At 68.6% G+C, this 13,342-nt stretch carries 12 protein-coding genes; all 12 read right to left on the bottom strand.

Annotated features, from left to right (window positions below):
* Position 1: 1 nt before the first annotated feature.
* Entirely contained in the window at positions 2–787 is a 786-nt protein-coding gene (pcaD, locus tag BLS66_RS13210) for a 3-oxoadipate enol-lactonase (protein ID WP_053463258.1), read from the bottom strand.
* Positions 788–813: 26 nt separating this feature from the next.
* Positions 814–2,157, bottom strand: coding sequence for a 3-carboxy-cis,cis-muconate cycloisomerase (locus tag BLS66_RS13215; RefSeq protein ID WP_074726048.1), 1,344 nt, complete (start codon positions 2,155–2,157; stop codon positions 814–816).
* Positions 2,158–2,247: 90 nt separating this feature from the next.
* Positions 2,248–2,811: a protocatechuate 3,4-dioxygenase subunit alpha gene (gene pcaG / locus BLS66_RS13220; protein WP_074726049.1), complete on the bottom strand. Its 564-nt coding sequence runs from the start codon at positions 2,809–2,811 to the stop codon at positions 2,248–2,250.
* A gap of 4 nt (positions 2,812–2,815) precedes the next feature.
* Complete coding sequence (gene pcaH, locus BLS66_RS13225; RefSeq protein ID WP_049464439.1) at positions 2,816–3,526, bottom strand: protocatechuate 3,4-dioxygenase subunit beta; 711 nt, start codon at positions 3,524–3,526, stop codon at positions 2,816–2,818.
* A gap of 69 nt (positions 3,527–3,595) precedes the next feature.
* Positions 3,596–4,810 carry a 3-oxoadipyl-CoA thiolase gene (pcaF, locus tag BLS66_RS13230; RefSeq protein WP_414608186.1) on the bottom strand — a complete coding sequence of 405 codons (1,215 nt, stop codon included), beginning with the start codon at positions 4,808–4,810 and terminating at the stop codon, positions 3,596–3,598.
* Between the two features lies 1 nt (position 4,811).
* The gene (locus BLS66_RS13235) at positions 4,812–5,459 is read right to left on the bottom strand and encodes a 3-oxoacid CoA-transferase subunit B (protein WP_074726050.1); all 648 of its coding nucleotides are present in this window, start codon (positions 5,457–5,459) and stop codon (positions 4,812–4,814) included.
* A complete protein-coding gene (locus tag BLS66_RS13240) occupies positions 5,456–6,136 on the bottom strand; it encodes a 3-oxoacid CoA-transferase subunit A (protein ID WP_074726051.1) in 681 nt (226 codons plus the stop codon). Before BLS66_RS13240 ends, BLS66_RS13235 begins: the two co-directional genes overlap by 4 nt.
* 172 nt (positions 6,137–6,308) lie before the next feature.
* Positions 6,309–7,628, bottom strand: a complete 1,320-nt coding sequence (locus BLS66_RS13245; protein ID WP_074726052.1) for an MFS transporter — start codon at positions 7,626–7,628, stop codon at positions 6,309–6,311.
* A 53-nt stretch (positions 7,629–7,681) separates the two neighbouring features.
* A complete protein-coding gene (aroD, locus tag BLS66_RS13250) occupies positions 7,682–8,533 on the bottom strand; it encodes a type I 3-dehydroquinate dehydratase (RefSeq protein WP_231353059.1) in 852 nt (283 codons plus the stop codon).
* 35 nt (positions 8,534–8,568) lie between these two features.
* A complete protein-coding gene (locus tag BLS66_RS13255) occupies positions 8,569–9,858 on the bottom strand; it encodes a carbohydrate porin (protein WP_074726054.1) in 1,290 nt (429 codons plus the stop codon).
* Positions 9,859–9,879: 21 nt separating this feature from the next.
* Positions 9,880–11,391, bottom strand: a complete 1,512-nt coding sequence (locus tag BLS66_RS13260) for a right-handed parallel beta-helix repeat-containing protein (RefSeq protein WP_074726055.1) — start codon at positions 11,389–11,391, stop codon at positions 9,880–9,882.
* A gap of 370 nt (positions 11,392–11,761) precedes the next feature.
* Complete coding sequence (locus BLS66_RS13265; RefSeq protein ID WP_074726056.1) at positions 11,762–13,327, bottom strand: protein adenylyltransferase SelO; 1,566 nt, start codon at positions 13,325–13,327, stop codon at positions 11,762–11,764.
* Between the last annotated feature and the right edge of the window lie 15 nt (positions 13,328–13,342).

Consider the following 13,342-nt stretch of genomic DNA (forward strand, 5'->3'; position numbering starts at 1 on the left):
GTCAGTGCTGCACGGAAAGATGCGCGGCCAGTGCATCGGTGAAGGCCCGCGGCGATTCCACGTTGCAGAGGTGGCGGCCAGGCACCTGCGCATAGTGGCCATGGGCCACGCCGTGGGCGATCGCCTGCAGCTCGGCGGGGACGCACACCGGATCCTCGTCGCCGGCAATGGCCAGCAGCGGCACGCTGATGCGCCCCAGCGCCTCCCGGAAGTCGGCCGTGCCGACCGCGTTGCAGCAGCCCACATAGCCGGCGACGCGGGTAGCGAGGAAGCGCTGCAGAATGTCTTCAACCTGGCTGGCGTGGGTCTGTGCAAAGGCAGCCGTGAACCAACGCTCGCGGGTGCCATCGACCAGCGGCAGCAGTCCATCGTGCTGGACCTGGGCGATACGGGCCTGCCAGCCCTCCAGCGTGCCGATCTTCGCCGCGGTGGCCGCCACGGTGAGCGTGCGCAGCCGGTTACCGGCGTGCACGCCCAGCCACTGCCCGGTCAGGCCACCGATCGACAGCCCGCAGAAGTGACTGCGCTCGATGCCCAGGTGATCCCACAGGGCCAGCACGTCCGCGCCCAGTTCGGCCACCGTGTACAGGCCCGGCGGTGCACTGGACTGGCCGTGGCCGCGGCGGTCGTAGCGCAGGATGCGGTAGTGGGCGGCCAATGCCTCGACCTGCGGCTGCCACATGCCCAGGTCGGTGCCCAGCGAATTGCAGAACGTCAGCCATGGCCCGTCGGCTCGGCCTTCGGTCCGGTAGTGCAGGCGATGCTGGGGGAGATCGAGGAAGGGCATGCGTGCTCCAGCGGTCAACGTGACGGTCAGCCGCGCGCGAGCACGCGGTCGATCCAGGTATCGGCCATGCCACGCCAGCTGTCGGCAGCGAACAGGGCATCCAGTTGCGCAGCAGACAGCTGCGCGGACACGTCCGGCATCTGCCCCAGCACCTCGCGCAGATGCTGCGATTGTGCCAGCGCCTGCTTGGCCGCGCGTTCCACCAGGGCGTGCGCGGCCTGCTTGCCGATGCGCTCGCCCAGGGTGACCGCCACCGCCTCGGCATAGAGCAGGCCACCATGGCTGTCCAGGTGCTGGCGCATGCGCGCGCGGTCCAGCTGCAGGCCCTGTATCACCACGGACACCTGGGCCAGGCTGCCGGCACACAGCCGCACGATTTCCGGCACGGTGTCCCACTCCGCGTGCCATTGCCCCGCCGCGCGCTCGTGCGGCTGTGGCATCGCGCTGAACAGCGTGGACAGCAGGCCCGGCACGCGCGTGGCGGCGGCGATGGCCGCCACGCAGCCGACAGGATTGCGCTTGTGCGGCATCGCCGACGATCCGCCCTTGCCCTCGCCCGCCGGCTCAAACGCTTCGGCCACCTCGGACTGCATCAGCAGCACGATGTCGGTAGCGATCTTGCCGAGGCTGCCGGCCAGCAGCGCGAACACGCTGCCGAGCTCGGCCAGGCGATCGCGCGAGGTGTGCCAGGGCAGCGCCGGCAGCGGCAACTGCAGCTCATCGGCCAGCGCTTCGCCCACGTCCAGTCCTCGTGATTGCAGCGAGGCCAGCGTGCCGGCTGCACCGCCGAACTGCAGCACCAGGGTATCGTCGGCAAGTCCCTCCAGGCGACGCTGGCTGCGTTGCAGGGCATCCAGCCAACCCGCCGCCTTCAGCCCGAACGTCACCGGCACTGCCTGCTGCAGCAGCGTACGCCCGGGCAGACCGGTACCGCGCTCGGCCTGGGCCAGCCGCGCCAGCGCGGTGCACAGGACCTGCAGGCGCGCCCGCACGTGGCCGACGGCCGCGCGCAGCTGCAGCATCGCGCCGGTATCGATGATGTCCTGGCTGGTGGCGCCCCAGTGCACCCAGCGCGCGGCTTCGGCGTCGCGCGCCGCGACCTGCGCGGTGAGCGCCTTCACCAGGGGAATGGCCGGGTTGCCGGCCAGGGCCGTCGCTGCCGACAGCGCCGGCAGCGGGTACAGGTCCGCGCTGCAGGCTGCTTCGATCGGGGCGAGCGCCGCAGCGGGAATCACCCCGCATTGCACCTGCGCACGGGCCAGCGCGCGTTCAACATCCAGCATCGCCTGCAGGCGCGCCTCGTCGGTGAACGCAGCGTCGACGGCGGGGTCGCCGAACAGACCGCCCAGCAGCGTTGGGGAGTGACTCATCGGTGCAGTCCATCATGGGTGGCCACAGCTTACCCGCGCCCGCCGAACGCGGGCGTGGAGTGGCCGGAAGGCGCGTCGAGGGCGCCGTGATCAATAGGAAAAGAACACCGTCTCGTGCGGGCCCTGCATGTGCACGTCCCAGCGGTACAGGCCGCTGCCCTGCGCCTGCGCGACCAGGGTGTGGCGGCGCTCTGCAGGTACCAGCGCCAGGATGCCGTCCTCGCCGTTGCTGGTCTCGTCACTGAAGTAGATACGGCCACGGGCGGCCTGCAGCAGGCCGCGCATGAACACCAGCACGATCAGATGCGGCGCCTGCGGCGCGCCGCGCAGGCCCGGCACGCGCCCCGGCTTGACGGTACTGAAGGCGAAGCGACCCTGCTCGTCGGTGGGCACCCGGCCCCAGCCATCGAACGCCGGGTCGTGGTCGTCACTACGCGGGTCCTCGGCATGGGCATAGATGCCCTGCGCATCCGCCTGCCAGATTTCCAGTACTGCATCGGACACGGGCACGCCATTGCCATCGAACACCTGGCCCTGCACTTCCACGCGCTCACCGCGCGCGGCAGCCGGGGCGATGTCGGTGCGGTACAGCGGCTCCAGGCCCAGGCGGTAGTATGGGCCCACGGTCTGCCACGGAGTGGATTGGAAACTCATGGTCTTACTCCCAGACGGTCATCTTGCGACCGCGCAACACGATGTCGAAGCGGTAGCCCAGCGCGAATTCGTTGGCGGTGTTTTCCCAATCGAACGAGGACACCATGCGCTCGCGCGCATTGGCATCGTCCACGCAGTTGTAGATCGGATCGAACGCGAGCAACGGGTCGTTGGGGAAATACATCTGCGTGACCAGGCGCTGGCCGATGCCATCGCCATGCAGTGAGAAATGGATGTGCGCCGGCCGCCAGGCGTTGTAGTGGTTGCGCCACGGGTACGCACCGGGCTTGATGGTGGTGAACCGGTAGCGGCCTTCGCTGTCGGTCAGGACCTGGCCGGTGCCCTTGAAGTTCGGGTCCAGCGGCGCGTCGTGCTGGTCGCCCTTGTGCAGGTAGCGGCCGGCGGCGTTGCACTGCCACACCTCGACCACGGTATTGCGCACTGGACGGCCATTCTCGTCCAGCACGCGGCCACTGACGATGATGCGTTCGCCCTGGGGCTGCCCGGCGAAGCCTGCGGTCAGGTCGGCGGCATGCGCCCCGAGGGTGATCCGGTCCAGGCGCGGGCCGGTCACTTCCGAGAGCGTCACCGGGATGGCGATTGGGTCGGTGCCCGGCCCGCGCAGCGCAGTGGAGGCATAGGGCAGATGGATGCGCGGCGGCTGGCTGCCGGGATACGGCTTGCGGTAGCCGCGCAGTTCGGTGGGATCGCTCATGGCGTGCTCCTGTTGGCGAGCGGCCCGCAGGCCGCAGCTGTCGTGCAGATTACGGGGTCGCGGGGTGACTCACACGCGTTCAAGGGCCAGGGCCACGCCCTGCCCCACGCCAATGCACATCGTGGCCAGGCCGCGCCGTCCACCGCTGGATTCCAGCTGGCGCAGCAGGGTCAGCGCCAGGCGCGCACCGCTCATGCCCAGTGGATGACCCAGGGCGATGGCACCGCCATTGGGGTTCACGTGCGCGGCATCATCGGGCAGGCCCAGCTCGCGCATGCAGGCAAGGCCCTGCGAGGCAAATGCTTCGTTCAGTTCGATGGCATCGAAATCGGTGATGGACAGGCCCAGGCGGGCCATCAGCTTGCGGCTGGCCGGCACCGGGCCCATGCCCATGATGGCCGGCTCCACGCCGGCGCTGGCAAAGCCGAGGACGCGTGCGCGCGGGGACAGGCCCAGCGCCTTCACCTGCGCACCGGACGCCAGCAGCAGTGCGGCGGCGCCGTCGTTGATGCCCGAAGCGTTGCCGGCGGTGACCGTGCCCGGCTGACGGAACAGCGGTTTCAGCCTGGCCAGCGCTTCCATCGTGGTATCGCCGCGCGGGTGCTCATCGCGGTCGACGGTCACGGTTTCGCCGCGCTTGCGCCCCGGCACGTCCACCGCCACGATCTCGCCGTCGAAGAAGCCACGCGCCTGCGCGGCCGCTGTCCGCTGCTGGCTCCGCAGGGCGAACGCATCCTGGTCCTCGCGGCTGATGCCCTGCCGCTCGGCCACGTTCTCGGCGGTCTGGCCCATCGTCTCCACGCCATGCAGTTCGCGCAGGCGCGGATTGATGAAACGCCAGCCCATGGTGGTGTCTTCCATCTGCTGGTCACGGGCGAATGGGGAGGTCGCCTTGCCCATCACGAACGGCGCGCGCGACATTGATTCGACACCGCCAGCGATGGCCAGGCCGAGTTCGCCTGCGGCGATGCCACGGGCCACGGTGCCGATCGCATCCAGCCCCGAACCGCACAGCCGGTTGACCGTGCTGCCCGGTACCGTCACCGGCAGGCCGGCCAGCAGCAGGCTCATGCGGGCGACGTTGCGATTGTCTTCACCGGCCTGGTTGGCGCAGCCCAGGTAGACATCCTCGACCAGCGCCGGGTCCAGCTGCGGATGGCGTGCCAGCAGTGCCTTCAGCGCCATCGCCGCGAGGTCGTCGGCACGCACGCCGGACAGCGCGCCGCCGTAACGACCGATCGGGGTGCGGATGCCATCAACGATGTAGGTCTCGTGCAGGCTCATCTCAGGCTCCCTCGGGCAGTGCCAGCGGCAGGCCAGTCAGTTCACGCAGCTGTTCGATGTCCATGCCGTCCACCATTTCCAGCACGGTCGCGCCATCGGCACCGAGGTCGAACACCGCCACATCGGTATACACCCGCGACACGCAGCGCAGCCCGGTCAGCGGGTAACTGCATTCGGACACCAGCTTGCTTTCACCGTGCTTGGTGAACAGATCCATCATCACGAAGACCTGCTTGGCGCCGATGGCCAGGTCCATGGCACCGCCCACGGCGGGGATCGCGTCGGCAGCACCGGTACTCCAGTTGGCCAGATCGCCGTGTGCCGACACCTGGAAAGCACCGAGGACGCAGATGTCCAGGTGACCACCGCGCATCATCGCGAACGAGTCGGCATGGTGGAAATAGCAGCCGCCGGTCAGCAGGGTGACCGGCTGCTTGCCGGCGTTGATCAGGTCCGGATCTTCGTGGCCCGGGGCCGGCGCCGGCCCCATGCCCAGCAGGCCATTCTCCGACTGCAGGAAGATCTCCTTGTCGGCCGGCAGGAAGTTGGCCACCGTGGTCGGCAGGCCGATGCCCAGGTTGACGTAGGCACCTTCGGGAATGTCACGCGCCACGCGCGCGGCCATCTGTTCGCGGCTGAGCCTGTTCATGCCTGCACTCCTTCGGCTGCAACCTGCACCACGCGCTGCACGAAGATGCCGGGGGTCGCCACCGCCTCCGGGTCCAGTTCGCCCAGCGCCACCACATCACGCACCTGCGCGATGGCGCAGCGTGCGGCCATCGCCATCAGCGGGCCGAAGTTGCGCGCCGTCTTGCGATACACCAGGTTGCCCCAGCGGTCACCGCGGTCAGCCTTGATCAGCGCGAAGTCCGCGTGCAGCGGGTATTCCAGCACGTACTGGCGGCCATCGATCTCGCGCGTCTCCTTGCCCTGGGCCAGCTCGGTGCCATAGCCGGTGGGGGTGAAGATCGCGCCCAGGCCGGAACCGGCGGCGTGGATGCGCGCGGCCAGGTTGCCCTGCGGCACCAGTTCCAGTTCGATCTCGCCGGCGCGGTAAGCGGCGTCGAAGTGCTGCGAGTCCGCCTGGCGCGGGAACGAGCAGACGATGCGGCGCACGCGCTTGTGCTTGATCAATGCCGCCAGCCCGGTATCGCCGTTGCCAGCATTGTTGTTGATGATCGTCAGTTCGCGCGCGCCCTGTGTGATCAACGCATCGATCAGCGCGTCGGGCATGCCGGCGGTCCCGAAGCCACCGATCATCACCGTGGCACCATCATGGATATCGGCCACCGCTGCTTCCACGCTGGCCAGAGTCTTGTCGATCACTGCATTGCTCCTTGCCCACGCGGCCGGCGACCATCACCGGCGTGCTGCGGGGACACTGCGAAGGGAAAACACAACCCGGCCATGGTCGCCATGTCACCTCGCCCGGTCAATGCGATATTCGGCCATGTGATTCGATAATCGCACATTGCATGACATGCGTAGCGCATGGGGTTCAGCGCCTTTTCTGTCCCACGCCTACGCGCAGGCCCAGGCACGCCCAGGCCGCGAGCAGCAGTGGCAGCGCGCACAGCACATACAGCGCCGCAGGCTGCCACTGGCGGTCGACCAGCACGCCTACGGTCAGCGGCGAGAGAATCGCGCCGACGCGGCCGATGCCGATCGCCCAGCCCAGGCCGGTCGTCCGCACGTCGGCGGCGAACACCACCGGCGCGGCCGCATACAGGCCAGCCATCGCCGCGAACAGCGCCGCGCCAATCACAAAGGCCAACGGGAAGGCCACGCCCAGCCGCGTGTTGAAGGCAGCGAAGCCCAGCATCGACACCATGGCCAGCAGCAGCGCGCCTGCGGTCAGCTTCGACAGCGACCAGCGCGAAGCGAGCCAGCCGAACAGGCTGCCGCCGACGATGCCGCCCAGGTTCAGCAGCACGCCACCGGTGATGCCCTGCTGTGCCGACACCCCGGCCGAGACCAGCAGTTTCGGGGTCCAGCTCAGCACGAAATAGAATGCGAACATGTGCAGGAAGAAGGCCAGTGCGATCAGCAGCGCGACCCGGCGCAGATCACCCACGAACAGCGCCGCATAGCCCTGCCGCTGCCCCGTACGCACGGCGGCAGGCGGCAGGGCCGGCAGTTCCGGCATGCGCATGCGCGCGCGCAGTGCATTCAACCGTGGCAGCGCGTTGGGCGGGCGACGCGCAACCAGGAAGTCCAGCGATTCGGGCAGGCACGTGAGCACCAGCGGAATGCACAGCAGCGATGCCGCGGCACCGATCAGGAACACGCTGTGCCAGGACCAGTGCTCCAGCATCCACGCCGCCAGCAGGCCACCGGCGGTGGCCCCGATCGGATAGCCGGTGGCCTGCAATGCGACCGCCGTGCTGCGCCACTTGGCGTTGGCGTATTCGGCGGTGATCACGCCCACGCCGGCCAGCATGCCGCCGATGCCGATGCCGGTGTACACGCGCAGCGCGCCCAGCTGCCACGCATTGGCCGCCAGCGCCGACAGCGCCATGCCGCTGGTCAGGATCAGCAGGCAGCAGATGATCATCGGCCGCCGGCCCCAGCGGTCGGCCAGCGGCGCCAACAGGAACGATCCCAATGCCATGCCGACCAGTCCGGCACTGAGCATCAGCCCCAGCACCTTGCCCGACAGCGCCCAGTCCGCCGACACATGTGGCGCGGTGAAGGCCATGACCATCACATCGAAGCCATCGAGCATGTTCAGCAGCACGCAGATGGCGATGGCGGTCCACTGGAAAGGACTCATCCGTTCCAGGATGAGCGAGGGTGCAGCGGTGGGGGCATGGCTCATGGCGCGGTTTCCTGCAACAGCATGGTGCGGTGGAACGTCTGGCGGGGAAGGTCTCAGTGACCGGCCTGGCTGGAGGCGTGGATGACCTGCAGAACGTCCTGCAGGCGATCAACCTCGACCTGGCCAGGCGCCGAGGCGGTGCCGATCATGCCGAAGGTCAGCGCCTGCCCGAAGGTCTCGCCGGCCAGCCGCGAGACCACCCCGGTGCCGCCCATCGACATGGTCAGCAATGGCCTGTCGCTCTGCTGGCGCACCTGCCAGGTGGCGTCGAGCAGGGCCAGCACGTCGCCGGCATCGCGCGGCATCACCGCGATCTTCAGCACGTCCGCACCCAGTGCCTGCTGCTTCAGCAGCCGTGCGACGATCTCCTCGCGCGGTGGCGTGGCGTGGAAGTCATGGCTGGACATCACCACCTTCACCCCGGCCTTGTGCGCCTGCGCTACCAGCGCCTTTACCACCGTCGGGTCGCGGAACATCTCCACGTCGATCAGCTGGGCCACGCCTGCACGCAGCAGCGTGGCGTACAGCGCGCCGTAGTCGGCATCGCTGATCGGCCTTGCGCCGCCCTCGGCCTTGGTACGGAAGGTCACGATGACCGGCTTGCCCGCCAGCGTCTGCTGGATCCGCTTGCCCAGCGCCACCAGCGCCTGGCCATCGGTGGCGATGTCCAGGTAGTCGATGCGCCATTCGGCGATGTCGGTGGCCTTGCTGGCGGCGATGGCGGCCGCCTGCTGCAGGGCGAGGTCTGCGGTGGCACCGGTGATCGGCACGATGGTGCGGGGGCTGCCTTCGCCGATGCGCAGCGAACCCACCTGCAGTACCGCCGGCGGGGGCGCGGCCAGGGCCGGTACGGACCCGGCGCACAGCGCACCGGCGAGGACGACCGAGGCAAACGGAATCTTCATGGCAGATACCCAAGCGGGAATGGAGCGCGCGACCATCAGAAGGTCACCTTGGCCTGGACGCCCACGGCCCAGGCGTTGTCGGTACCGCTGTAGTTGAACGTGCCCGGGTTGACGATGTACTGCACGTCCGGGCGGATCATCAGCCACGGATTCACCTGGATGCTGTAGGACAGTTCGAACAGCTCCTCGGCCTGGCTGAGGTGGTACAGCGGTGAATCGATGGGCACGCCACCGTCGGCCAACGCGGCCCGTCGCGCATCGACCAGCCGGTTGTTGATGTCGGCGCCCACGTAGCCCAGGGCGATGCTGTCCTGCGCGCGCCGACCGATGCCCTGGTAGACGCCGCCCAGCGCATACCAGCGCTTGATCTGCGCCGTCTGCCGGTCCGACACCATGTACTGCGCGAACGCGGTCAGGCCACGGGAAGGGTCGGCCGACTCCTGCGTAAGGCGCTGCTCGGCCAGGAGGTAGGCACCATGGCGACCGGTGGTCGGCGAGGTGTCCAGCCCACGCTGGGCCACGCGCGAGGTGTCGTAGTATCCGCCGAACTTGTAGACGCCGGCGTAGCGGCTGCCCTTGGCAGGCGTCCAGGTCACTTCGACCGGGAACAGCGAACCGGTGGTGCCCGAGGCGAACGGACGGAAGGCATTGCGTTCGATGTTGCCGCCCAGGTTCGGATTGACCTGGAACCAGCCGGCGCGAACGTTCACTGCCGGGCTGACCTGCTGGGCAAACTCTCCGCCCCAGCGCGCCACCGGGTAGTTGTACCAGCCACTGTTGCCGGACATCGCCAACGGGTGCGCACAGAACGCGGCGTTGACGAAATGGGTCAGCAGGCTGTGCAGGCCGAACTGGTTGCCCATCGCGTAGTAGCCGAGCTTGTAGTACGACTGGCCGGCGTTGAAGGTCTGGTCGTAGCTCAGTTCGGTCAGCCGCGTGTACTGGCCACCGTAGGCTTCCTGGATCGGGAAGCGGTTGCCGACGAGGTCGGCCGACGTACTGCGGCCGCGACGGTCGTTGAGGGTGAAGTGGAACGCCCCACCGCTCCAGCCGGCCAACCGGCCCATGTCCAGGTCCATGCCCACGCGCACCTGCTGCGCGTAGCGCGCGCCGGTTTCGCCATAGCCGCCATCGACCACGCCCATGGCTTCGCCCACGTAGTCGCCGCGGAAGGCGACGCCACGCTCGAACAGGTCGGTGCGGGTGCCGCCCCAATCGCCGGTCAGGGTGCTGCCTTCGTAACGGTTGCTCGATTGCGCGCAGGCCAGCGCCGGCAGCAGCGCAGTGGCCAGGATACCCAGGGCAACGGATGTGGGACGTGTCATGATCGCAGTCTCGTAGAGGGATCAGCGCAGCGACAGCGGCGCGCTCAGGGGGGAGGTGGCGCCCTGCGCCGAGGTGACCGTGGCGGTCACGCTGCCGGCCAGGGCAGCATCCACGGCTGCAGCGAGCGGGAAGGTGAAGCGGCCCTGCCCCTGCGCGTCGGTACGCACTTCCACGCTGCCCAGCATCCATTCGGCCTCGCTGCCGCCGGCGGCGCGGTTGCCGAACACTTCCACCTGGTAGCGGGTGTCGGGCACGCCATGGAAACGACCGCTCAACTGGCGCTGCGCGCCCTCGCCGCGCACGTCGACCCACGTCGGCGCGGCCTGTCCCAGGTTCGGCAAGGGCTGGCAGTCGGCCTGGCCGGCAGCCGTGCAGATGCGCGCGCGCCGGGCGGGATCGCTGTCGACGCCGCGACCGCGTGAACCGACGAAGCTGGCATGTTCCAGCCCCGGCACGCCGAACACGATGGCCCCCCGCGGCTGGCCCTTCACGCAGGCACCGCCGGCTTCGCAGCGCTCGATCGGCAGGCCGTTGCCGTAGATGCGGTTGGCGGTGAAGCGGTTCGGCGCACTGACCGGTTGTGGGCGCACGCCGATTCCAATGCCGTTGCCGGTGATGGTGTTGCCGTCAACCACGTTGCCGCTGCCGGTGATGCTCAGGCCCAGCGAGTTCCCGGTGAAGGTATTGGCCGCGATGTAGTTGCGGTTGCCCCAGTTGATCTGCAGGCCGTCGGAGTAGTCCACGAAGCGGTTGTGAACCACGGTGTTGTCGTTGCCCCACAGGATCTCGATGCCCTGCGAGGGTTCCGGGTTGGCCGCAGTGGACTGGAACAGGTTGTCGGCCACCAGGTTCCAGGCCGCGCCACGGGTCAGCTCCAGGCCATCGCCATTGTCGAGGAACACATTGCGCACGATGCGGTTGTGCACCGTGGTGGTCGCGGTGGACTGGCCCTTGCCGTCATCGCCGGTGAGCATGATGCCGGCACCGCCCTTGTTGGCGACGATGCGGTTGTCATGGATCTCGTTCTGGCTGGAGCGGTTGACCAGCACGCCGATGCAGAAATTGCGGATTTCCAGGCCTGCCAGCTCCACGCCCTGGGTATCCCGCAGGACCAGGCCCGGCAGCGTGGTTGTGCGCACATTGGTGCCGGACTGCCCTGGCTCGGCGCCGGGGCAGGCATCGGTACCGCTGCCGGTGACGTAGGCCGAGCCATCGATGGCGATGTACTGGCCGTCGCGCGCCCAGGACGTACCGATGATCTGCACCGGACCCTTGACCTCCGGCAGCGGCGAGGCCGGCCTGATGACGTAGGGCGCAACGCCGACGGCGTCGATCTCGATGCGGTAGCGGCCCGGATCGGCATTGGCGGTGGTGATCGCCCAACGCAGCGAGCCGGCGTTGGCGTCGTCGGCGTAGCGATCCACGCGGAGCACCTGCAGCGGCGCGCGCGATGGCTCGGCCTGGTAGGCCAGCGCCAGCGTCGGCAACACGGCAAGCAGGGACAGGGCAACAACGGACAGACAACGGGACATGCGAACACTCCGCACAGGTGAAGGGGCATCCGGCGGCCTTCCCCTGCACCTGGCTTCAGCACCGGACCGGCTGCTGCCCTCGCCCCGCCAGGGGTGGATCGCTTGGACTGCTACGAAACTGTGGAGTGAAATTAGGTTTATCGCACTGCACCATTCAAGTGCGATAATCGACTATGCGTGCGAATATCGAACTTAACGGGTACGACCATCGTTGTAGGCGGGCCGCGCAGCGACGCCGTCGACTGCGGTGCCGGCCAGCAGATGCGCGCCTTGCGCGGATGAAATCTGCCTGCGATCGCAACAGATCACGAACGCCCGTCGAAGGCCTGTTGTTGTTTCTGCGGGTGCCGGCCGGCGCGCGGCCGAACGCTCACGAACTGCAGGACAGCATCGAGCAGCCGGCGCGGTGGTCGGCCCACCCCGGCCGCTTGCCGGCAAAGTGCTCCAGGCCGGTGCGTTCGGTGTATGGATCGCGCAGCACGTCCTGCAGTGCGTGGACACCGCCGAGGTCGCCCTGCTCGGCGCGATCGATGGCCTCCTGGGCCAGCCAGTTGCGCAGCACGTACAGCGGGTTGGCCGCTGTCATCTTCGCCAGGCGTTCGCTGGCCGACAGTGGATCGCTGCGCAGGCGCGCCGCGTAGTCCTGCAGCCACTGCTGCAACGGCGCCTGCACCGCCTGCTGGCGCGCCTGGTCGTAGTAGACGGCGTTGAGCAACGCTGCCTCCGGTGCCACCGGATCGAGCCGCATCAATGCGCGCCAGGCCAGGGTCATGTCCATGGCGCCCTCCTGCATCAGCTGCTGCCAGCGCTGGTAGAGCTGCAGGTCGTCATCGTCGGCGGCGGCCAGCCCCAGCTTCGCTGCGGCATCGCGGCGCGTGCAGGCCAAGAAGGTGGACGCATAGGCCGCCAGGCCCGCCTGCAACGGCGCCACATCGGCAAACAGCGGCGACAGCGCCTGCGCCAGCCGGCTCAGGTTCCAGTACGCCACCTGCGCCTGCGTGCCGAAGCGGTAGCGCCGGCCCTGCGCATCGGTGGTGTTGGGCGTCCAGTCCGGATCGAAGTCCTCGACCCAGCCGTAGGGGCCGTAGTCCAACGTCAGGCCGAGCACGGACAGGTTGTCGGTGTTCATCACGCCATGGACGAAGCCGACGCGCATCCAGTGCGCGATCATCTCGGCGGTCCGCACTGCGATCTGCGCGAACCACGCGCCGTAACGCGCCTCGCCCTGCCCTTCAATCTCGGGGAAGTCGCGCGCGATGCAGGCATCGACCAGCTGCTGCAGCAGCGTGGTTTCACCACGCGACGCCGGCAGTTCGAACGAACCGAAGCGCAGGAACGACGGCGACACCCGGCAAACGATGGCACCGGGCTCCGCACGCGGGTGGCCGTCATAGAACATGTCGCGCACCACGTCCTCGCCGGTGCCGACCAGTGACAACGCACGCGTGGTCGGCACGCCCAGGTGGTGCATCGCCTCGCTGCACAGGAATTCGCGGATCGACGAACGCAGCACGGCCCGCCCGTCGGCGCCACGCGAATAGGGCGTGGGGCCTGCCCCCTTCAGCTGCAGTTCCCAGTGGCGCCCGTCCGGTGCAACCAGTTCGCCCAGCGAAATCGCGCGGCCATCGCCCAGCTGGCCGGCCCAGTGACCGAACTGGTGGCCACCGTAGTTGGCAGCCCACGGCTGCATGCCGGCGTACAGGGCATTGCCACCGAACACACGCGCAAAGCCTTCCCTCTGGACTTCGGCGGCGGGCAGGCCGAGCATCGCGGCCACGTCAGCCGACCAGGCCAACAGCGTGGGCGCCGCCACCGGCGTCGGCATCACCGGCGACCACGCCGCGCCCAGCACCTCGCGGCGGCGTGGGCCGGATTCGGCGTCGCCCGGCAGGGTGCGCAGCAGGCGGTTGTCGAAACGAAGGCTGTCGGTATCCATGGCGTTGAAGATGGG

Origin of the sequence: Stenotrophomonas pavanii (assembly GCF_900101175.1) — a bacterium.
In the GTDB taxonomy this organism is placed as follows: Bacteria; Pseudomonadota; Gammaproteobacteria; order Xanthomonadales; family Xanthomonadaceae; genus Stenotrophomonas; species Stenotrophomonas pavanii.

What these genes read in the sequence shown, in the direction of transcription:
- pcaH (WP_049464439.1), bottom strand. Translation starts at nt 3,526, where the DNA reads ATGAGCGATCCCACCGAACTGCGCGGCTACCGCAAGCCGTATCCCGGC.
- pcaD (WP_053463258.1), bottom strand. Translation starts at nt 787, where the DNA reads ATGCCCTTCCTCGATCTCCCCCAGCATCGCCTGCACTACCGGACCGAA.
- pcaF (WP_414608186.1), bottom strand. Translation starts at nt 4,810, where the DNA reads ATGAGCCTGCACGAGACCTACATCGTTGATGGCATCCGCACCCCGATC.
- BLS66_RS13215 (WP_074726048.1), bottom strand. Translation starts at nt 2,157, where the DNA reads ATGAGTCACTCCCCAACGCTGCTGGGCGGTCTGTTCGGCGACCCCGCC.
- BLS66_RS13260 (WP_074726055.1), bottom strand. Translation starts at nt 11,391, where the DNA reads ATGTCCCGTTGTCTGTCCGTTGTTGCCCTGTCCCTGCTTGCCGTGTTG.
- aroD (WP_231353059.1), bottom strand. Translation starts at nt 8,533, where the DNA reads ATGAAGATTCCGTTTGCCTCGGTCGTCCTCGCCGGTGCGCTGTGCGCC.
- pcaG (WP_074726049.1), bottom strand. Translation starts at nt 2,811, where the DNA reads ATGAGTTTCCAATCCACTCCGTGGCAGACCGTGGGCCCATACTACCGC.
- BLS66_RS13255 (WP_074726054.1), bottom strand. Translation starts at nt 9,858, where the DNA reads ATGACACGTCCCACATCCGTTGCCCTGGGTATCCTGGCCACTGCGCTG.
- BLS66_RS13235 (WP_074726050.1), bottom strand. Translation starts at nt 5,459, where the DNA reads ATGAACAGGCTCAGCCGCGAACAGATGGCCGCGCGCGTGGCGCGTGAC.
- BLS66_RS13245 (WP_074726052.1), bottom strand. Translation starts at nt 7,628, where the DNA reads ATGAGCCATGCCCCCACCGCTGCACCCTCGCTCATCCTGGAACGGATG.
- BLS66_RS13265 (WP_074726056.1), bottom strand. Translation starts at nt 13,327, where the DNA reads ATGGATACCGACAGCCTTCGTTTCGACAACCGCCTGCTGCGCACCCTG.